The 20,954-nt window shown below is 38.6% G+C and carries 21 protein-coding genes; 3 read left to right on the forward strand and 18 right to left on the reverse strand.

Features of this window, described 5'->3' with window-relative positions; all coding sequences use genetic code 11:
* Positions 1-2 precede the first annotated feature (2 nt).
* The 5 genes from IGK86_RS09510 to IGK86_RS09530 all read right to left on the reverse strand — a co-directional run bounded on the left by IGK86_RS09510 (position 3) and on the right by IGK86_RS09530 (position 5,866).
* Complete coding sequence (locus IGK86_RS09510; protein WP_002377795.1) at positions 3-632, reverse strand: YutD family protein; 630 nt, start codon at positions 630-632, stop codon at positions 3-5.
* A 34-nt stretch (positions 633-666) separates the two neighbouring features.
* Positions 667-2,049 carry a bifunctional metallophosphatase/5'-nucleotidase gene (locus tag IGK86_RS09515; protein WP_016617203.1) on the reverse strand — a complete coding sequence of 461 codons (1,383 nt, stop codon included), beginning with the start codon at positions 2,047-2,049 and terminating at the stop codon, positions 667-669.
* A 124-nt stretch (positions 2,050-2,173) separates the two neighbouring features.
* Entirely contained in the window at positions 2,174-3,862 is a 1,689-nt protein-coding gene (locus IGK86_RS09520; RefSeq protein WP_002375145.1) for a ribonuclease J, read from the reverse strand.
* Between the two features lie 30 nt (positions 3,863-3,892).
* Positions 3,893-4,765 carry a 4-hydroxy-tetrahydrodipicolinate synthase gene (dapA, locus tag IGK86_RS09525; RefSeq protein ID WP_002357957.1) on the reverse strand — a complete coding sequence of 291 codons (873 nt, stop codon included), beginning with the start codon at positions 4,763-4,765 and terminating at the stop codon, positions 3,893-3,895.
* A 33-nt stretch (positions 4,766-4,798) separates the two neighbouring features.
* The gene (locus IGK86_RS09530; RefSeq protein WP_010823592.1) at positions 4,799-5,866 is read right to left on the reverse strand and encodes an aspartate-semialdehyde dehydrogenase; all 1,068 of its coding nucleotides are present in this window, start codon (positions 5,864-5,866) and stop codon (positions 4,799-4,801) included.
* Between the two features lie 206 nt (positions 5,867-6,072).
* Between IGK86_RS09530 and IGK86_RS09535 the strand changes: the two genes are divergently transcribed.
* Both IGK86_RS09535 and nfsA read left to right on the forward strand, forming a co-directional pair.
* Positions 6,073-6,531: an S-ribosylhomocysteine lyase gene (locus tag IGK86_RS09535; protein WP_016617202.1), complete on the forward strand. Its 459-nt coding sequence runs from the start codon at positions 6,073-6,075 to the stop codon at positions 6,529-6,531.
* An 83-nt stretch (positions 6,532-6,614) separates the two neighbouring features.
* The gene (gene nfsA, locus IGK86_RS09540) at positions 6,615-7,349 is read left to right on the forward strand and encodes an oxygen-insensitive NADPH nitroreductase (RefSeq protein ID WP_002360554.1); all 735 of its coding nucleotides are present in this window, start codon (positions 6,615-6,617) and stop codon (positions 7,347-7,349) included.
* 57 nt (positions 7,350-7,406) lie between these two features.
* On the opposite strand, the gene IGK86_RS09545 is transcribed toward nfsA, so the two are convergent.
* From IGK86_RS09545 to IGK86_RS09585, 9 genes are all read right to left on the reverse strand, one after another.
* Positions 7,407-7,655 carry a YtxH domain-containing protein gene (locus IGK86_RS09545; protein ID WP_002357962.1) on the reverse strand — a complete coding sequence of 83 codons (249 nt, stop codon included), beginning with the start codon at positions 7,653-7,655 and terminating at the stop codon, positions 7,407-7,409.
* Positions 7,656-7,745: 90 nt separating this feature from the next.
* Positions 7,746-8,624, reverse strand: a complete 879-nt coding sequence (gene scrK / locus IGK86_RS09550) for a fructokinase ScrK (RefSeq protein ID WP_002357964.1) — start codon at positions 8,622-8,624, stop codon at positions 7,746-7,748.
* Between the two features lie 226 nt (positions 8,625-8,850).
* Entirely contained in the window at positions 8,851-9,063 is a 213-nt protein-coding gene (locus IGK86_RS09555) for a hypothetical protein (RefSeq protein ID WP_002357965.1), read from the reverse strand.
* Positions 9,056-10,120, reverse strand: coding sequence for a DUF916 and DUF3324 domain-containing protein (locus IGK86_RS09560; RefSeq protein ID WP_016617201.1), 1,065 nt, complete (start codon positions 10,118-10,120; stop codon positions 9,056-9,058). Before IGK86_RS09560 ends, IGK86_RS09555 begins: the two co-directional genes overlap by 8 nt.
* 238 nt (positions 10,121-10,358) lie before the next feature.
* Positions 10,359-10,628, reverse strand: coding sequence for a type B 50S ribosomal protein L31 (locus IGK86_RS09565; protein WP_002357967.1), 270 nt, complete (start codon positions 10,626-10,628; stop codon positions 10,359-10,361).
* A gap of 99 nt (positions 10,629-10,727) precedes the next feature.
* A complete protein-coding gene (rho, locus tag IGK86_RS09570; protein WP_002357968.1) occupies positions 10,728-12,020 on the reverse strand; it encodes a transcription termination factor Rho in 1,293 nt (430 codons plus the stop codon).
* Positions 12,017-13,309, reverse strand: a complete 1,293-nt coding sequence (locus tag IGK86_RS09575; RefSeq protein WP_002357969.1) for a UDP-N-acetylglucosamine 1-carboxyvinyltransferase — start codon at positions 13,307-13,309, stop codon at positions 12,017-12,019. Before IGK86_RS09575 ends, rho begins: the two co-directional genes overlap by 4 nt.
* A 173-nt stretch (positions 13,310-13,482) precedes the next feature.
* Positions 13,483-14,352 (reverse strand): class II fructose-bisphosphate aldolase, encoded by an 870-nt coding sequence (locus tag IGK86_RS09580; RefSeq protein ID WP_002357972.1) that lies wholly within the window; start codon positions 14,350-14,352, stop codon positions 13,483-13,485.
* 202 nt (positions 14,353-14,554) lie between these two features.
* On the reverse strand, positions 14,555-15,511 hold the full coding sequence (locus tag IGK86_RS09585) for a YitT family protein (protein ID WP_002381974.1): 957 nt from the start codon (positions 15,509-15,511) through the stop codon (positions 14,555-14,557).
* A gap of 233 nt (positions 15,512-15,744) precedes the next feature.
* Here IGK86_RS09585 and IGK86_RS09590 point away from each other — a divergent pair, with 233 nt between their 5' ends.
* Complete coding sequence (locus IGK86_RS09590; RefSeq protein ID WP_002357974.1) at positions 15,745-16,239, forward strand: YajQ family cyclic di-GMP-binding protein; 495 nt, start codon at positions 15,745-15,747, stop codon at positions 16,237-16,239.
* A gap of 16 nt (positions 16,240-16,255) precedes the next feature.
* On the opposite strand, the gene IGK86_RS09595 is transcribed toward IGK86_RS09590, so the two are convergent.
* From IGK86_RS09595 to IGK86_RS09610, 4 genes are read right to left on the reverse strand one after another with little or no spacing between them, the layout of a single operon-like run.
* Positions 16,256-16,939, reverse strand: a complete 684-nt coding sequence (locus IGK86_RS09595; RefSeq protein WP_016617198.1) for an HD domain-containing protein — start codon at positions 16,937-16,939, stop codon at positions 16,256-16,258.
* A gap of 21 nt (positions 16,940-16,960) precedes the next feature.
* Entirely contained in the window at positions 16,961-17,926 is a 966-nt protein-coding gene (locus tag IGK86_RS09600; RefSeq protein WP_002357976.1) for an asparaginase, read from the reverse strand.
* Complete coding sequence (locus IGK86_RS09605) at positions 17,923-20,385, reverse strand: helicase C-terminal domain-containing protein (RefSeq protein WP_016617197.1); 2,463 nt, start codon at positions 20,383-20,385, stop codon at positions 17,923-17,925. Before IGK86_RS09605 ends, IGK86_RS09600 begins: the two co-directional genes overlap by 4 nt.
* A gap of 36 nt (positions 20,386-20,421) precedes the next feature.
* A complete protein-coding gene (locus IGK86_RS09610) occupies positions 20,422-20,940 on the reverse strand; it encodes a GrdB-related putative oxidoreductase (RefSeq protein ID WP_002361637.1) in 519 nt (172 codons plus the stop codon).
* Positions 20,941-20,954: the final 14 nt, after the last annotated feature.

Below are 20,954 nucleotides of genomic sequence, written 5' to 3' on the forward strand. Positions count from 1 at the left end.
GATTACTCCTCACGTTGACGAATCGTAAAGCCTTTGCCAGATTTTTTGGAACTAGGCTGTTTGGGTGTAGTCGTTTTTTTATTTTCTTCTTTTCGCGTACGAATCACTGGCTTGCTATTTTTATTAGCGGGCGCACTCTTTTCCTCGACAAACGCGTTAGAACGATTATTCTTTTTATGGCGACGACGACGATGCGTTGTTTTTTCTTTACGTTCCCCTGTTCGTTCAATTACAAAATAGGCACAGCCAAAATTACAATATTCATACAAATAGTCTTCTAGTGTATCAATGCGTTGATCCGGCGCTGCCCGACGATTAGAAGTATCAAAAAAGCCACGCAAGCGTAACTGTTCATAGCCCCAGTCTCCTACGATATAATCATAACGCGCTAATACTTCACTAAATCGTTCACCTAAGCGTTCAGGATCAAAGGCATCACGATGATTTTTAACAATTCGGTACTCTCTTTCACCAATTTGAATATCTGTTTCATTCACAATGGTGACAATTTCCCCTTTTTTCTTTTCTTTTACAGGTTCTTCTTTTATTTCTTCAAGAACTGCTGTTAGTTCTTCTGTAAAGGTTGCAGCAGTTTCTGTTTCTTTTTTTTCGGTTGTCTTTTTGTCTGTCATTTTTTCACCACCTAGTTTTTATTATACCTTGTTTTTATTTGATTGGATAGTGGGCATGCAGATAGTTCGCCACGACAGTTCTTAAAACGTCTGGAAATAAAAATTCGACTTCTCCAACTAACTCAATCGTTGGGAAAAACGGAACAAATTGAAAGTGATCCACTGTTGTCAGCGTATATTTCTGCTCTGGCTGAATAGGTTTCCCTTGCCAAAAAACGGTCTGGCTATTTCGCTCAAAACGAATCCCATCATAACATAATTCGCCAAAAATTTTCCCGCGGAAGCCCATCCCGCGAATCGGAAATTTCCGCAGAAATTGACGACTTTTTTCCATTTCACGAATCAAACGGCTCATGTCTGACCCTTTCAAGGTAACCTTGATTAAATGCATTGGATGAGGCAAGGCCTCATGTAATTGGTCTGCATTGATTATTCCTTCTGGTAAATCTGCTAAAAATAACCCGTTGTTCAACACAGCCGCTTCGGTCTGCCCCGCTTTTTTTAACGCCTTCAAGGCAACAGTTATAAAGGCATGCGGTTGCCGTAAGTCCGTTGACAAGGTTTCAGGGATTTGTGCAATTTGCTGCGCTTGCAATAGTCGATGACCTTCCGTTAAGTAATCCGCAATTTCCTTGGCATCCGTTGCTTGCTCTTCTAAACTTGCTGTTTCAATCGTTTTTGCATAACTTGTGACTTGCTTCGTGTCGGCATCCACAAACAGATGCACTTCACCAATATACTGTCCATATTTGCCAGCAGCTGCTAGTTGCACATGATTAATTTTTTCCCCATCTTTAAATAAATGATGTGTATGGGAACCTAAGATCACTTGAATTTCAGGATAATTCGCCGCAATCATAAAATCAGTATCTATCCCCAAGTGACTAAGCAAAATGAGAACATCACATTGAGGCGCAACTTCTGTAATCAGTTGAGGAAGGACTGCTTCCACTTGTTTGATTGTCCAGCCATTGGGATTATACGTTAAAGGAAATGGTGCGGTTAAGCCAATAAACCCTAACTTCGTGCCTTCTTTAGTTGTCATAATTTTATATGCTTGACAAAAATCTGGTAACGTTTGGGTTTTTGGATCTTCTAAATTAGCTAAGACCACTTCAAATGTTGCCTGATCATATAAATGCTCTAATTGTTTCTTTGAATTGCCGATTCCTTCATTATTTCCAATTGTAACCAGGTCATACGCTAATGTATTCATTATAGCTACATTTGCTCGACCATCTGTTGCTTCGGTCAAAGGATGACACCGATCTGAAAAGTCACCTAAATCAATGGTTACGACTGTTTTGCCCTCTTTTTGGTACAGCGAACGTTTGGCTTTAACCAGACGCCGTATTTTGGGCCAATTTTCAAAGTGAGAATGAAGATCATTGGTATGGAACAACACAATCTCTTCCACTAAAATCGCCTCCTTTATTCAGCGCTCTGATTAATAGTACCATATTTATAGAAGAAAGTTACAAAAAAGAACAGATGACTTTAGAAGAATTTCTCCTAAAATCACCTGCTTTTATCAGGACGAACTATGCGTTATTTTTGGGACGCTTGCGTTGCGTCGCTTCCATGATAACTGGTAAGATCACAGGACGACGTTTGGTTTGTTCAAATAAATAACGGCTTAAGTTTTCGCGGATTTCTTGTTTCAGTTTGCTCCATTCGAAATCGTCACTTTCTAAATGCTTTTCAACAATTTCTGTAACAATATTGCTACTTTCTTTCATTAGGTCTTTACTTGTTTTAACGTAAACAAAACCTCTAGAAGTAATTTTAGCTGGGGAAACAATTCGTTTTTCTCGACGATTAATTGTCACAACAGCCACAAAAATACCATCTTCGGAAAGAATACGACGATCCCGTAAAACGATATTACCAATATCGCCGACACCAATCCCGTCAATCATAATATTTTCGGCCGTTGTGCTGCCAGCTACCGACATTCTACCTTTTGTATACTCTAGAATGTCCCCACGACCTGTAATAAAGATATCTTTATAAGGCATGCCAATTTCGTGTGCTAAGTCCGCATGCGCAGCTAACTGGCGGTATTCACCTTGGACAGGAATGAAATATTTTGGTTTCATTAAGTTCAGCATCAATTGCAAGTCATTCGGATTAGCGTGACCAGACACACGTAAATTGTCGGAAATTTGCTTCACCGTAGCACCGGCCCGATAGACAATATCCTCTGTTTTGGCAACCGTTGTTTCCATGGCCGTTGTCGGCGTTGTCGTAATATAAACTAAATCGCCTTCTTCAATTCGAACGACACCATGTGTATTATTAGCCATTTTTTGAAGTGACTTAATCGGTTCTCCCATCCGGCCTGTTTCTAAAATTAATAACTGTTCAGGTGCATATTTTTTCATTTCTTTTGGTTTCACTAATAGATCTTCGCTTGGCAATTGTAATTTTTCCAATTTCATCGCCGTCCGAATAATCCGTTCAAAATCTTGGCCTGTCAAAACGACTTTACGACCAGAACGATCCGCTGCATTCAATACTTGTTGAACCCGTTGCAAATTACTTGCCACACATGCCACGATGATTCGTCCTTCCCAATAGCGAATCGTATCGAACACTTCATCAGCGATTTGGGCTTCGGAAGCAACTTGGACTGGGTTTTCAGCATTTGATGAATCACTAAGTAACGCCAAGACGCCCTCTTTCCCAATTTCAGCCAAACGGCCATAATCGGTTTGATACATCTCAATCGCACTTTGATCAAATTTAAAATCACCAGTATAAACAATGTTGCCTTCTTTTGTTTTGATGCTAACACCAATCGAATCTGGAATGGTGTGCGTTGTTTTAAAGAAGCTCACCGTTGCTTGACCAAAATCAATTTCTGTATGCGGGTCAATCACATGGAAATCTTTAAATTTCTTCGTTTCCGCATGACTGTTGACACTTAGTTTTGCTAGTTCAATCGTTAATTCTGTCCCAAAAACAGGCACTTGAATTTTTGAAAGTAAATACGGTAAGGCCCCAATTGCATCTGCATGGCCATGTGTTAAAAAGACCCCTGCAATTCGTTCACTATTTTCTTCTAAATACGTAAAATCCGGAATGACAACGTCAATTCCTAAAAGTTCGTTCTCTGGATATTGTAATCCACAATCCAGTACAAAAATTTCATCTTCCACTTCAGCAACGTACATATTTTTTCCATTTTCACGAACGCCGCCTAATGGAACGATTTTTATTGTACTCACTCTTTTCACCTCTCTATGATTACACGTTCTTTAAATCTCTAACGTGCGAATAATTCTTTGCTCTTCTTCTGGTGTACAAGCAACTAGAGGTAAACGTAAATTTCCAACAGGAATACCTAAATGATTTAAGGCCGCTTTCACGGGTGCCGGTGAAGGCACTGAAAACAATGCGTTCATTTTTGGTAATAACTGTCGTTGAATTTTAGCCGCTTCCGGCAAGTTCCCCTGCTCCAGCGCTTGATACATCTCATACATTGACGAACCGAAGACATGACTGGCTACCGAAATAACCCCTTGTCCGCCAAGTGCCTTGGTGGCAAAAGCCAACCCGTCTTCTCCAGTATACACTAGAAAGTCTTTTGGCGCTCTTTCAATCAACTCAGTAATTGCATCTAACCCTGCACATTCTTTAATCGCCACAATTTTTTCCAATTGTGCTAAGCGCAAAGTAGTTTCCACTTCTAGACATGCAGCCGTTCTACCAGGAACATTATACAAAATAATTGGCAGTTCACTTGCTTCTGCGATGGTTTTAAAATGTTGATACATACCTTCTTGATTTGGTTTATTATAATAAGGAACAACCGCCAAAACAGCATCAATACCAGCGATTGTCGCTAACTCTTTCACAAAAGCGACTGAGTCACGTGTATCATTCGTACCCACACCACAAATAATCGGAATACGTCCATCGATCAGTTCAATCATTCGCTGGAATAATTGTAATTCTTCTTCATGAGTTAACGTGGGTGATTCACCAGTTGTTCCTGCTAAAATAACGCCTTCTGTATGATTGGCCAATAAATAGTCTACCAATTGCGGTAGTTTATCAAAATCTATTTCTCCCGATTCTTGAAACGGCGTAACCATTGCCGTAATAATTGTTGCATTCGTTAAATCCATCCTATTCCCTCCCGAGTATACAATACAAACCTTCTAGTCGTTTTCAGGTACACGAAGCAAATTCATTTCGTGTAGCGTTTCAGCAATTTGGACCGAGTTCCAAGCAGCTCCTTTTAATAGGTTGTCTGACACAATCCATAAATGGAAACCGTTCTTCACGTCAACGTCTTGACGAATACGGCCGACAAATGTTTCTTTCTGGTTGACGCTATTTAGCGCTTGTGGATATAGTTGTTCACTTGGCTCATCTTGCAAAATTACACCTGGAGCTTGCGCCATTAATTCTTGGATGGCTGAGACCGATGCATCTGCTTGTTTCACTTCTATATAAACAGATTCAGAATGTCCTGAAATTACCGGAATACGGACACAGGTAGCAACGACTTTTAGCTTGTTGTCTCCCATGATTTTTTTTGTTTCATTCATCATTTTCCATTCTTCGTAGGTATACCCTGCTTCTGAAAAAACATCGATTTGAGGTAACGCATTAAAAGCAATTGGATAATGTTTTTTGTCACTGCCAGCTGGCAAAATTTCAGCTGACCATTCGCTGACAGGTTTTCCCTCTAAAAAATCTTCGGCTTGTTCTTTTAGCTCATTAATTGCACGGATACCTGCGCCACTCACAGCTTGATACGTTGAAACGATGATTCGTTCTAAGCCAAACGCTTGCCGAATTGGTTCCAAGGCCACCATCATTTGAATCGTAGAACAATTGGGATTTGCGATAATTCCCTGATGATTTTTCAAGGCTTCCGGATTCACTTCTGGAACAACTAAAGGAACATCTTTTGCCATTCTAAAATGGCTAGTGTTGTCAACAACGACAGCTCCGCGCTTAACTGCTTCTGGTGCAAACTTTTCGGAAATACCCCCACCAGCACTAAATAATGCTAAATCGATTCCTTCAAATGATTCCGGGACTAATTCTTCCACGATAAGAGGTTGTCCTTTAAACTGAATCTCTTGTCCAGCAGAACGCTTAGACGCCAATAACCTCACACTGGCAATTGGCAAACTTGTTTCTGCTAACAATTCAATCATTCTTGTCCCGACAGCACCTGTTGCTCCTACCACGGCAACATGATATTCTTTTCCCATATTTTCATACTCCCCTCTTACCTTCTTGTAAAAGCTACTTGTCCTATTTTACCATAGTATTGAAAAAACCTACATAGTCAAAAAAATGATTTTTTTATTTTCCCATGATATTTTAAAACTATTACCCATCAAAGGACTATCCATTGACTTTTGACTTAAATTTGTTATAGTTAAAACGAATTTAATTATAAAGGGAGCGAAATTTCATGGCACGTGTAGAAAGTTTTGAATTAGATCACAACACAGTAAAAGCACCATATGTTCGCCTTGCTGGCACAGAACAAAATGGTGATGCGTTAGTCGAAAAATATGACTTACGTTTCTTACAACCAAACAAAGATGCCCTACCAACAGGCGCATTACACACGTTGGAACATTTATTAGCAGTTAACATGCGTGATGAATTAAAAGGAATCATTGACATTTCGCCAATGGGTTGCCGCACTGGTTTTTATATGATTATGTGGAATCAACATTCACCACAAGAAATCCGTGATGCATTAGTCAACGTTTTAAACAAAGTAATCAATACAGAAGTTGTTCCAGCAGTCTCTGCAAAAGAGTGTGGAAACTACAAAGATCATTCTTTATTTGCAGCGAAAGAATATGCAAAAATTGTCTTAGACCAAGGAATTAGTTTAGATCCATTTGAACGTATTCTGTAATCTTTAGCAATTAACGACAGAGAAACCCACTATTAAGCTGTGGGTTTTTCTGTTCTCTTTCTTAATTTAAACGGAGGTTTTTTATGAATCAAACAATCGAACAATTACTAAGTCACCGTTCCGTTCGTCATTTTAAAAAGCAAGCGTTAACGGACAAGCAGAAACAACAGTTAATTACTGCAGCTCAAGCAGGATCAAGCTCCAATTTTTTACAAGCTTATACAATTATAGAAATCAAAGATCCTGAGCTACGCAGAGAATTGGGACGTTTAGCGAATTGTGAAGACTATGTCGTTAACACTGGTGTGTTCTATGTTTTTGTTGCTGATTTGTATCGTCATGCAACGATTTTGTCAAAAGAGGGGCAATCATTGGAACCCTTAAAGACACCAGAATCATTATTAGTAGCTGCCGTTGATACAACGATTGCTGCGCAAAACATGGCCATTGCGGCTGAATCTATGGATTTAGGGATTTGTTATATTGGCGGCATTCGAAATGACTTAGACACAGTAGCCAAACGCTTATCTTTGCCTGAATTAACTGTACCACTTTTCGGATTAACAATCGGTGTACCAGAAACGTTAAATGGTGTAAAACCACGGATGCCTTTTGAAAATATTTTAAGCGAAAATCACTACCAATCAGACAAATTGACAGATATGCACACATATGATGAATTATTAAAAGATTATTATGCCAGCCGCTCAAGTAACGCCCAAACAGCGGATTGGTCACAGAAATCTTTGTCCTATTTTTCTTATAATCGTCGCCCAGAAGTAAAAATTTTCTTGCAAAAACAAGGATTTGATGTCTAAACAAAAGAGCGTGGGCTTACGTTGAAATAACGTAAGCCCACGCTCTTTTGTTAATTTTTATTTATCTTTACTAAATTTGTCTTTTAAGTCTTCAAAGCCTTCTTTAACTTTATCAGTTAATTTTTCAGCGCCTTCTTTAAGGTCGTCGCCGGCATCACGTGCTTTGTCTTTTACGTCAGCAAAGGTTGATTGAGCTTTTCCTTCAAGTTCTTTGCCTTTATCATCCGTAACTTTGCCTTGCGCTTCTTTTGCAGTACCTTCTACTTTATCTTTTGCATCGTCAAAACGTCCTTTTAAATCTGCCATGCTAATCCCTCCTAAATAATTAATTACATAATAAGAGTATCATTCTTAGCCATTTCCTTCAAATATAATGCATGAACTGCGAATAAATGGTTATTTTTGAGCTATTAAAGCTTTTTTTGCCAAGGCAAAGCAACCAATTGTTCCTGGATTATCTTCTAAAAGAGGCGTCACCAAGTATTTTTCTAAAGGCGGTGTTTCCACGTATCCATTGACTAATTCAGCAAATTTTTCACGAACTTTCGGCATCAAATGGCGTTGTTTCATGACGCCGCCACCTAAAATGATCACTTCTGGCGCTAATAATAAAGTCGTATTGTACGCTGCTTGTGCTAAATAATAAGCTTCTAGTTCCCAAGTTTTATGATCCTCTTCCAATAAATGACCTTTTTTACCAGAACGACCTTCAACTGCTGGTCCTGCTGCAATCCCTTCTAAACAATCTCCATGATAAGGACAATTTCCTGCATACGTATCTTCAGGATGACGACGGACTAACGCATGCCCCATTTCTGGGTGGCTAAAGCCTTCAATAAACTCACCGTTTTGAATCGCTCCAGCGCCAACACCAGTTCCAATTGTATAATATACACAACTAGATGTATGTTGCCCATTTCCAGCAACATACTCACCATATGCCGCAGCATTCACATCCGTTGTCCAAGCCATTGGCACATCAAAATGTTGTTTCATAGTTCCTAACAAGTCAAAGTTACGCCAAGCTAATTTTGGTGTAGAAGTAATATAACCATACGTAGGAGAATCAACGTGAATATCAATCGGACCAAACGAACCAATCCCAATCGCTTTTAAAGGATATTGTTGGAAAAATTCTATTACTTTTTTCATTGTTTCTTCTGGGGTTGTTGTGGGAAAACTGACACGTTCCACAATGGTCAAATCATCTGTCCCAACGCCACATACAAATTTTGTGCCACCGGCTTCGATACTTCCTAAAAGTTTTTCTGTCATTGCAATATGCTCCTTCGTTTCCATTTTATAAGTAAGCGGATACATTACTTTTGATTAAATAACTAACATACACGTTTAGTTTACCACTTTTTTGTCGTTTCGACAGAACAATTTAACAATTTCAGTCAGGTTGCCCAATGAAATCTGGCAAGTTGCTAAAGAGCATTTTCCTAAAACAAAAAAACGAGCATTCACGGTTATCTAACAATGAATGCTCGTTTTTTGTTTATTGATTCTTTAGCGAAAAATATAACAATAGTCCGATTGTAATCCACCCACCACTAAGTAAAAGCATTAACCAACTCAAAAGCGTTTCTTTTAGAATACTTCTGGGTTCTTTTGCATGCTGAATAAAACTCATACTAGTCAGCAAAGAAAAGAGGAAAAACATAAAACAAATGACCGCTAAACCGCCAGACAACCAAAACCAACTAGCCATTATTCTCACTCTCCTTTTCGCTTGTTTTTTGATAATTATTGCGCCAAATGACACTATAAATTGCCCCAATTGTGATTACTAACAACGTGTAGAAAGTCGGTAACCACCATGTAGGTAGGACCCATTTGACCGTAGCTTCTTGATTCAATTTTTTTGCTTCACGAGTGTTAATCGTAAATTCTTGTTGAAAAGGCCAAGACTGTTGTTCATCTTGTTGTAAAATAGCACGTCCTGTAAATATATAAGTCCCAGCATCTAGCGGTTGTTTGCCCAAATCAAGATGAAAATTCATGGAACTATTTGGGGCAAAGCGAACATTTTTTAGTGTCCGTTGTGCAATTTTTTTAGAGGATCCTTTTTTTATCACTTGACCTTCTAAACGAACTTCTGGAAAAATAGCAGCATACGGATTTTGAATGACCGCCTTTAGTGATTTGGCCCCTAAAGCAATTGTAGGTGTTACTTTCACTAATTTCAGTTGGTTCACCTCTGTTAAAGGAACATTCGCAGCACTCCTCATGGCAATCGCAACATTAAACCCGTAGCGACTGGTTAATCCCGTTGTTTGGTTCTCTTCCTCTGTTTTTTCATCTTTGAGATGCGCATAAACCCCGCCCAAAACAACTCCTTTGATAGGCTGATCAAGTCCCTTCACCTTCATCTTTGCTGATACTGTTTGATGAGGCGGCACACTCACTTCCTCATTTTCTAAAGTAACCAAGTCTGTCAGCGGAACCTTTAACGATGAATCAAGTGGTTTATCAAAATCATTGTACACAATCAACCCATTATCATTTGTTGAGGCATTTGCTAGAGTCAATACGATGGACAATTTTTCGTCTGTCTTATTTTTTATGTCTAAGACAATAGTGGAAGATTGCTTTGGTGCCAGAATTAAATCATAATAACTAGATGTTCCTGACACTTGATTTTCTGGTAAAACAGGCGTTACTGTAAATTTAGTCTTCATTTCTTCTGTAGCTTCTACTTTTGGAACAATAATAAAAAATGTGAAAAACAGAAATAGACAGAAAACACCGACTTTTTTTCTACTCATTTCTTCAAGATCTCCTTTATAAAGCTGAATGTACCTACTAGTCTAACAAATCAGCGAAACAATGCTGATCAATCTTTGACTTTTGGGAAGGATAATCTTGAAAAGAAAGAGGAAAAGATTGGTAAGTTGCTTTATTTCTTTTCTCTGAATTAAAACTACATATTTAACGCAAAAAAAAGAGGTTTCCCACCACAGTGGAAAACCTCTATAAACCTTGTCATAACAATGTTTTGAAAGACTATGCGTCTGGATTTGCGTTTTCGTCTTTGAGACCGTATTTTTTGTTGAAACGGTCCACACGTCCGTCGGCTTGTGTGAATTTTTGACGACCAGTGTAGAATGGGTGTGAGTCTGAAGTAACCTCAACACGTAATAATGGATAAGTGTTGCCATCTTCCCATTCAACAGTTTCTGAAGATCCTTTAGTTGAACCTGAAAGGAATTTGAAACCTGTTGTTGAATCCATGAATACTACTGGTTGGTAATTTGGATGGATATCTTGTTTCATACGTTTTTTCGCTCCTTTGCCCTGATCCATTTGCTGTATCAGAGTTATTTTGTCGGTATACAACAATGCTATCTTACCATGTTTTCAGTTGGTATGCAATTATCTTTTTGGATTTCTTTTAATTTGTTTGCCAAACGAAACATCATGGAAAACTTCAAATAATTGTTGATTATTTTGGGTCCGTTTCAACATTTTTATGAATTGATCCGTATATTCCAGCGAGTCTCCTGACATATTATTTCTCAATTTCCACGTTTCTTCTAGTTGTTCTGGTGTCATTAGCAACTCTTCTTTTCGCGTACTTGATTTTTTAATATCAATTGCTGGGAAAATACGGCGTTCTGCTAATTCACGAGATAAATGGAGCTCCATGTTGCCTGTACCTTTGAATTCTTCATAGATGACATCATCCATTCGGCTACCTGTATCCACCAATGCCGTGGCTAAAATAGTCAGACTGCCCCCTTCTTCGATATTTCTGGCAGCACCAAAAAATCGTTTAGGTTTGAAAAACGCAGCTGGATCTATTCCGCCACTTAAGGTTCGACCACTAGGCGGGACCACTAAATTATAGGCCCTTGCTAAACGAGTGATGCTGTCCATTAAAATAACTACGTCCCGTTTGTCTTCAACTAAGCGCATTGCTCGATCCAGAACCAATTCAGCAACTCGCGTATGATTTTGTGGTTGTTGATCAAAAGTTGAAGAAACCACATCGCCTTTAACGCTTCGCTCTAAATCAGTCACTTCTTCAGGGCGCTCGTCAATTAACAACAGAATCAATTCCACATCAGGATGATTTTCTGTAATCCCATTAGCAATTTCCTTTAAAACACTTGTTTTTCCCGCTTTTGGCGGCGCTACAATTAAACCACGTTGCCCAAAACCAATTGGGGCAAATACATCAATCATTCGTGTTGATAATCTGCCAGCCGTTGTTTCTAACGTTAATTGTTTTTCAGGATACAACGGTGTTAGCGCTGGAAAATGTGGCCGCTCTTTCGCTTCTTCAGGATCTTTCCCATTGACACTTTCAACATGCATGAGTCCATAGTAACGTTCTGATTCCTTTGGCGGACGCGCCTTGCCAGCTACTTTGTCCCCATTTCTCAATCCGAAACGACGAATTTGAGAAGAAGAAATATAAATGTCTTCTGCACTTGGTCCATAATTAATTGGCCGCAAAAAGCCATAACCATCCTGAGAAACAATATCTAAAATTCCTTCCATGAAGAAAAACCCTTGCTTCTCAGCTTGTGCACGAATCACAGCTAAAGACAATTCTTTTTTGTTCATTTGGCTATAATAAGGAATTTTAAACTCTTTCGCGTACGCATAAATATCTTTTAACGTACTGTTTTCCAATTCAGCCATTGTTAAATAGTCGCTCATTGATCCACCTCAAACGGACCTTCTTGTTCTTCGGTTTCTAGCATTTGAATATCAGCGCCTAAAGCAGTTAACTTTTCGATAATGTGGTCGTACCCACGTAAAATATATTCTACATTATAAATTGTGGTCGTACCTTCAGCCATCAAGCCGGCAGTGACTAGGCACGCACCTGCCCGTAAATCAGAGGCGACTACTTCTGCACCATGTAATTGATTTGGGCCATTTAAAATAATCATATTGCCTTCAACCGAAGCATCAGCTCCCATCCGCACTAACTCAGGGATATGCTTATTTCGTTGAGCATAAATCGTATCAATAATTTCACCAGTTCCTTGCGCTTTTAAAAGTAATGGCGTTAACGGTTGTTGCAAGTCTGTGGCAAAACCAGGATACGGATAGGTTTTCACCGTTGTCATTTTCAGATCATGTGACGGATGAACTTCAATCATGTCTTCTTCAATTGTCATCTTAACGCCCATTTCTTGCAATTTCGCAATAAAGCTTTCTAAATGCTCATAAATAACATTTCGAACTTTGATTCCTTCACCCATAGCTGCTGCCATAGCTAAATAAGTCCCAGCTTCAATTCGATCTGGAATAATCGAGTGACGACAACCATGTAATTCTTCGACACCTTCAATCCGAATAACGTCCGTTCCAGCTCCTCGGACTTTTGCACCCATGTTATTTAATAATGTAGCAATATCAATAATTTCTGGCTCACGCGCAGCATTTTCAATAATCGTTTTGCCTTTGGCTTTAACTGCGGCTAACATGACATTGATTGTAGCGCCAATAGATACCATATCCATAAAAATTCGGGTTCCTTGTAAGCCAGCTTCGTCTGTTCTCAAGTACATCGCCCCATGTTCGTTGGTTACATGAGCGCCTAATGCTTCAAATCCTTTGATATGTAAATCAATTGGACGAGGTCCTAAGTAACAACCGCCAGGTAAGCCGACAACGCCTTCCCCAAATCGACCAAGAAGTGAGCCCATAAAATAATAGGACGCACGTAAGCTATTGATTTTTCCTTTTGGCATAGGCACAGAAACAACTTCTGTTGGGTCAATAATTAATGTATTATTTTCAAAAGTAATTTTAGCACCCATAATTTCTAAAATTTCAATTAATGAGTGAACATCCTGAATGTCAGGAACGCCATCTAAAGTCACGGGCGAATCTGCTAAAATAGCAGCTGGAATTAAAGCGACCACACTATTTTTGGCGCCGCTAATGGTTACTTCGCCTTTTAATGGACGATTCCCATTGATTACGATTTTTTTCATTTATATTCTCACCTATCTGTAATATACGTTTTCTAAATAAACTACCCAATCATTCTATCATAATCAAGCTTAAGAAAAAAGAAAACTTCTCAGGTATTTTAATAGAATGAAAAAATAACAAAAAATAAAAAAGACAGCCACGTGCTGTGGCTGTCTTTAACGTAACTAGTTGATTAAGCTTTGTTAGCTGAACCGAACCAATCAATGTGTTCTTCTGCATCTTTGATGATTGCAGCTTTACCTGGTGCTAATAATTTACGAGGGTCAAATCCTTTACCTTCTAAATCTTTACCAGCTTCAATATATTCGCGCGTTGCTTTAGCGAATGATAATTGGAATTCTGTATTTACGTTAACTTTTGAGATACCCATTGAAATTGCTTTTTCAATTTGTTCTTGAGGAATACCAGAACCTCCGTGTAATACTAGAGGTACATCAGAACCGACAGCTTCAGCAATTGCTTGTAAGTGATCAAATGCTAAACCTTTCCAGTTTTCTGGATATTGACCATGGATGTTACCGATACCACATGCTAAGTAGTCAATACCTGTAGCAACCATTTGTTTACATTCTTCGATATCAGCTAATTCGCCAGTACCGATGATTCCGTCTTCTTCACCACCGATTGAACCAACTTCACATTCGACAGAAATACCTTTAGCGTGAGCTTTTTCAACTACATCTTTCGCTAATTTTAAGTTTTCTTCGAATGGTAAGTGAGAACCATCAAACATGATTGAAGTATAGCCAACTTCGATACATTCTAAAGCAGCTTCGTAGTCACCGTGGTCTAAGTGAATTGCTACTGGAACTGTGATATTCATTGAGTCTACTAAATTAGTAATCATGTCTTTAGCTACTTTGTAGCCGCCCATGTATTTAGCAGCGCCCATTGATGTTTGGATTAGAACTGGTGCTTTTTTAGCTTCTGCTGCTTCTAAAATCGCTTGTGTCCATTCTAAGTTATTTGTGTTATAACCACCTACTGCATAGCCGCCTTTACGTGCTGCTTTTAAGAATTCTGCTCCTGATACTACTGGCATAAAAAATTCCTCCTAAGTTTTTAAAAACTTTATTTGTTAGGTGTTCCCTAACCAACGGTTCTATTTTAGCAGAATTCCTGACACTTTTCTAGTAAAATTCCCTTTTTCAGAAAATTTTTGTCTATTCTTTCACATAACCTTCATTTTTATAAAAAAACCTCCAGTTTTCCCGTTAAGACTTTGGGACCTGAAGGCCGACTTGCTATTTTAATTTTTTCTTTGGTGGATAACGTTTCACCTTGTAGGATTGAAGCTCAGGAAATGTTCCTGTACTATGAAAAATCCGTTGTTCATCTTCATTGGCAAAACGCCCTAAAACCGATTGTGTTGGTAAAATATTTACAAAGGCATTCTCATCGATACTGTAAACTGCTTGTTCTAAATCATAGAGCTCGTAGCGAGTAATGACCATCATAATCATCCGACCTTCTGCACCTGAATAGCCGCCGATTGAAGGCAACAAGGTCATGCCACGAGCGATTTGTTGAGAAACTTCTAAGGCAACAGCTTCTGGTCTCGTGGTGACAATCATTGCTGTGACTTTTTGGTGACTGGTATGAATCATGTCGACCACCTGACTCAAACAGTAAATAGAAATAATAGTATACAACGCACTTTCCCAGTTAAATACAAAACCAGCCAACAGCACAATAATACCATTCAATAAGAACATAAAATTACCAACGGTTTTCCCTGTTGTTTTTGAAAGAATCAGTGAAATAATGTCCATGCCGCCAGTGTTAAAGCCCATTTTCAATGAAAGCCCTGCGCCAACGCCGACTAAGACACCACCCATAATTGCGTTCATCAAAGGATTCGTAGTGACTGTTACGATTGGCACAAACATAGTGACAACGGAAATACCAATAACATTGATGAAACTAAGAATCGTTGATTGTTTCCCTAATTTTACAAACCCTAGAATGAAGACGGGAATGTTTAAAAATAAAATGAAGATCCCTGTATTAATATGGATTCCTAAATTTGTATATAATAATGTAGCAATGATTTGCGCAATTCCGTTCATCCCTGCCGAAAAAACTTTTGCCGGAATCAAAAAGAAATTCAAACCGACCGCAGAAGTCAAAGCGGTTATCGCCATCACTGCTATTTTTTTTATCGATTCATTTCTTTGGTAAGTACTAACCAATCGACTCATTTTCTTCGCTCCTTCGCTATTCTTCTGACTTAGAATAACAGGTTCTATCCTAAAAGAAAAGGGGCTAAAAGCGAACATTGAAAAAAATTTTTTTGCAACGTTTCCATGAAAGAATGCGGGAAGATATCCCTAAAAACTGATCTTCTTATTTCTCTATTCAAAATGATTCTAGCCTAACCTTTTTTACTATTTCATGATATGATGAAGCAAAGAATATTTTAGGAGGTTTTTACATGGCTGCAAAAGAAGCAAGTTTTGATGTAGTTTCAGAGGTCAATATGGAGGAAGTCAAAAACGCGATTCAAATTGCCTTGAAAGAATTGAAAAATCGTTTTGACTTTAAAGGGTCAATTGCTGATATTAAATTGGAAAACGATAAATTAGTAGTCGTAGCTGAAGATGATTATAAAGTCGAGCAAGTGAAGGATATTTTATTTGGAAAATTAGTCAAACGCAATGTTCCGATTAAAAATATTCATTTCTCAGAAAGTGAAAAAGCCTTAGGCGGTACCGCTCGCCAATATGGTGATTTAATCAGTGGTATTGATAAAGAAAATGCGAAAAAAATCAACACAGCTATCAAAAACTCTGGGATTAAAGTTAAGTCACAAATCCAAGAAGACAAAATTCGGGTAACTGGAAAAAGTCGGGATGATTTACAAAAAGTCATGGCTCTTTTACGAGAATTAGATTTACCAATGGCTCTTGAGTTTAATAATTATCGCTAAAAAAATCCTTCAACTGTTAATGAACAGTTGAAGGATTTTTTTGTTTTGGTACCGGCCATTCTTGATTATTCAATAAAACGATTGGTCGGCGTTGGATTTTCCCTGAAAAAGCGGCAATTGCTTTGAAAACCTTTGGCATAAAATAAAACGCATTTAATTCTTCTAAATCCAGTTCTTCTTCTGCCGTAAACGAGACACAAACCTCTTGTTCTGAAAGCATAATTTCAATTTTCTTTAAAAATTGAAGTTGCCGCATTCCCGGCACGAAATAACCAGCCTTTGCAACACGAGAGGCTGTAATATCTAATTTATCACTAATGATTAGCGCTAGCGTCATTAACTCTTCTGAATCAAAGCCGTTACTATGATTTTCTATAGAAGATAAAATTTCTTCTTGATAAGGCAAACAAATCTTTTGCTTACGAAAATATGCTTCTGCAAATTGTTTCCCACGAAGTGCATGTCCTGCTTTTCCTTGTAGCGCACCCACATCATGGAGCAGTGCCGCAATTTTTGCCGCTTCTAAATACTCCTCTGAAACAGCAAGTTGTTTCAAAATCATTTCCGTCATGGCTACGACATTGTTTACATGAAACCAATTATGGTATGCCCACCCAGCTTCTTCATCTTCCATTTGACCAATTGCATCATAAATTTGTCGAATTTCAGTATCTTGATGAATGCGTTCAAACAGCTTCATTTATTTTCTCCTTAAAATTAGTTACTGTTCCAAAAATTCTTTTAACTCTGCAGGATTTTTTTCGCTGTTTAAACCAACAATTAAACGAATCCGCGCTTTCGGTCCGTTTAAACCACGGGCAAAAACGACCCCCATTTTTTTCAAGCCAACGCCACCACCAGCATAATCATAGATATCTTCAGCGATGCCATTGGAACAACGAGAAACTAAAACGACTGGAATCCCGTTATCTAGCATTTTTTGTAATGCTGGGAGCGTTTCTGGCGGTAAATTACCCGCACCTAACGCTTCAATTACTAACCCATCCGTTTCTGGGGTGTTTAATAATTCAAACATTCGTTCACCCATCCCCGCATAGGCCTTCACTACGTGAACATTTCCTTTCACAGAAGAAACATCGCAAACTTCTTGCGGTAAGACCTCTTTCGCAAAAAAAGCACGTTCTTTCGCAATGGTTCCAATTGGTCCAAAAGTTGGCGTCCGAAACGTTGCTACGTTCGTTGTATGTGTTTTTGTCACATAACGCGCCGTATGAATTTCATCATTCATCACGACTAAAACACCTTTATCGTACGATTCGTCTGAACAAGCAGTCCAAATAGCACTGATGAAATTATACAAGCCATCACTACCGATTTCGTTACTTGACCGCATTGCTCCTGTTAAAACAATGGGGATTTTTTTCTCTAAGGTTATATCTAAAAAATAAGCTGTTTCTTCTAATGTATCTGTTCCATGCGTAATAACCACGCCATCAATTGGTTCAGAATAAGCTTTTTGAATCCGTTCTTTTAATTGAAACATCCGTTCTAAGGTCATGTGTGGTGAGGGGATATTAAAAATATCTTCGACAACTAAATGAACCTTGCCAGAAAATAATGCTTCTTGTTCCATCAACGGATTTTTTTCATTCGGGGCAACACTTCCTCCTGCTACTTTCGACATGGAAATGGTCCCACCTGTATGAAGGACTAAAATGGTCTTCATTTGTTTCCTCCTTTATTTTCTTTATTTTTTAACCAAAATTGTTTCACTTGTTGAATGAGTTGTTCATTGGTGTTTGCCTTTCGATGCGCCAACCAATGCGGCGGAAAGAAACGCTGGACACTTGGTAATTCAAATCGTTCGTCTAATAACAACACAAAGCCTTTATCTTGCGCATCTCGAATGACACGTCCAGCCGCTTGCAAGACTTTATTCATACCAGGAATTTGATACGCAAATTGAAACCCTTGCCCTCGCTCTTCTTGATAAAAAGTGCGAATCAGTTCTTGCTCTGGGTTCATTTGTGGTAGCCCGACACTAACAATTATCGTACCAATCAATCGGGTACCTTTCAAGTCAATTCCTTCTGAAAATATACCACCTAAAACACAAAAACCGATGAAAGTTTCTTGAGGATTCTCTTTAAATTCAGCTAAAAATGCTTCTCGCTCTTTTTCGTTTAAGTCCGTTCCCTGAATTTGAGTTTTTACTTGCGGGTAACGTTGGCTAAATACTTGATAGACATCATCCATATAGGCGTAGGAAGGAAAGAAAATTAAATAGTTGCCTGTTTTTGTTTCACTTAACTTCCCTAAAAGTTCACTAATCTGTGGATAACTTTTTTCACGGTTTTTATAGGTTGTTTGAAGATGACTACCAATCATCAACAATTGATTTTCTTCTGGAAAAGGATACGGAATCCGATAACGTAGGCTTTCTTCACCTCCACCAAGCACTTCTTGATAATAATTCAGAGGTGTTAAACTTGCCGAAAATAAGATACTCGCTTTCCCTTTATCTAATCGTTGTGACAATAAATAAGCCGGATCGACACAAAATTGTTTCACAACGCAGTCATAGTTTCGCAAAGAAATAGACGTATAAAAACCGTTGTCGTAATACTCGCTGATTCGAAGATAACTTAAACAATCAAAATAAAAACTGAGAATCGACGCCAATTCCTCAATGTGTTGATTTTCTGGCAACCATTCTGCAATTACTTCTGTTAATCGCTGTATCTGTTTAACTAATGAATCAATTGGCGCACGTTGGGCAAAAAAATCCGTGTCTTTTTCTTCACAGATTGCTTCAATATCATCAAACGTAGTTAAGACTTTTTGACAAGCTCTTTTTAATTGAACAGATTCTTTTTGCAATCTTTTTTGAATTTGCAAAACCGCATTCCTAGAAATAGCGGCCGAATACATCTCCCGTGAACGATTAACCAAATTATGGGTTTCATCCACTAAAAAAATATTCTCTTCTGCACTTTGGGATTCTTCAAAGAAGCGCCGTAAATAAACCGTTGGATCAAATAGATAATTGTAATCGCCAATAATTAAATCACACCAAAGACTTGCATCTAGCGACAACTCGAATGGACACAATTGGTGCTTTTGTGCATACCGTTCAATAACCTCTCTCGTTAAATGATTTTCATGTTGCAATAAATCCCACAGTCCCTCATTTAAACGATCATAATAGCCGTCAGCAAACGGGCAATGTTCTGGTGTACAATTTCGTTCAGTTAAAAAACAAATTTTATCTTTTGCTGTTAACGTAATACTCTTAGTTTGCGCTTGTTTTTCGGACAGCGCTTTGACGGCATCTTCAGCCACTTGCCGCGTGATGGTCTTAGCTGTTAAATAAAAAATCCGTTCGCCTTCTTCTTCACCAATTGCTTTCATCGCTGGAAAAAGAGTGGACATTGTCTTGCCTGTTCCAGTTGGTGCTTCCACGAAGAGCCGCTGTTTACTAAGAATTGTTTTATAGACGGCTACCGCCAATTCTCGTTGCCCTTTGCGATACTCCCCGTAAGGAAAACTAAGATTTTTTAATGATTTATTTCTCAAAATACGCCATTCTTCTTTAAAAATTACCCACTGTTCATAGCGCCTCATCAAATCAGTAAAAAACTCCGCTAATGCAGCTTCTGTAAAATGGCGTTCTTGTCGTGTGATTTGTTTTGTGGTGGTCTGATAATAAGTGAGTTGCAGCGTTATTTCAGAAAGTTGTTCTTGTTGGCAATACATGTGACCATAACACATCGCTTGATACCAAAACAATTCGACCTTTTCTGGCGGCAATTCTTCAAACGCTGGTTCGGATGTTTTAATTTCATCAATGACCACTTGCCCAGTTTCTTTCACAAAAATGCCGTCTGCACGACCTTCTACACAATAATTATGGCCATTTAAAGGCACCTCAATTTTTAAAGATACTTCCTTTTGATAAAGGCTCCCCGCTTCCTTTTGCAACATTCGATGAAGGCGACTACCTTCTTGTGGTGTATGTTCACTCACATGGCGAGAATCGATACTTCCCCGCCTTAAAATAAATTCGACCACTTGACGCACCGCAATTTTTCTCGTTGATTTCACGTAATCCCACCTATCTGCCTCCCTATTATAGAACATACATTCGCTAAACAAAAGCAAAAAATCCAAAACGAACACAATCATGCGTTCATTCTGGATTTCTCTTTAGATTATCAACAATTAAAAACAACTTGTTTCTTCTAACTGTTTGGTTTCTTTTCCATTTGCTTTTGCCACGACCAATTGCGCCATTTGTTTAAACGAATTATTTAAACCAATGCCGCCCTTTTTGGGCATCTTCACAATCGGTACTTGCTGATAATAGTGACTAACTGCTGGATTTTCTTCTGCCATCGCTGCAATTGCAGGAATGCCTGCAGCATTAAACTTACAAGCTAGACGAGCAGCCATTTCTCCAAAATTAGGATAATGCATGGCTGGTCCGCAAAGAACCGCATCGGCATGAAACTTTTTTGCAAAGCCAATAAATTTCTTTGCTACCTCTTCCTCGTTTTCCAAATAATATTGGTCACCACAATAAAGTGTCGCAACAATTTCCGCTCCTTGCTTCTGTAAAAATGGTAGCAATGTTACCCCTGGACCTAAGGGAGCTTTTTTACCACTTGGTTTCAGCTGAGCTTGTTCATCACTGCCAAATCCTGCTAAACTGTGGTTTAAGACTAAAAGGATTTTTTTCATGCCTATTTCCTCCT

Origin of the sequence: Enterococcus sp. DIV1206, from assembly GCF_051712485.1 — a bacterium.
Lineage (GTDB): Bacteria > Bacillota > Bacilli > Lactobacillales > Enterococcaceae > Enterococcus > Enterococcus faecalis.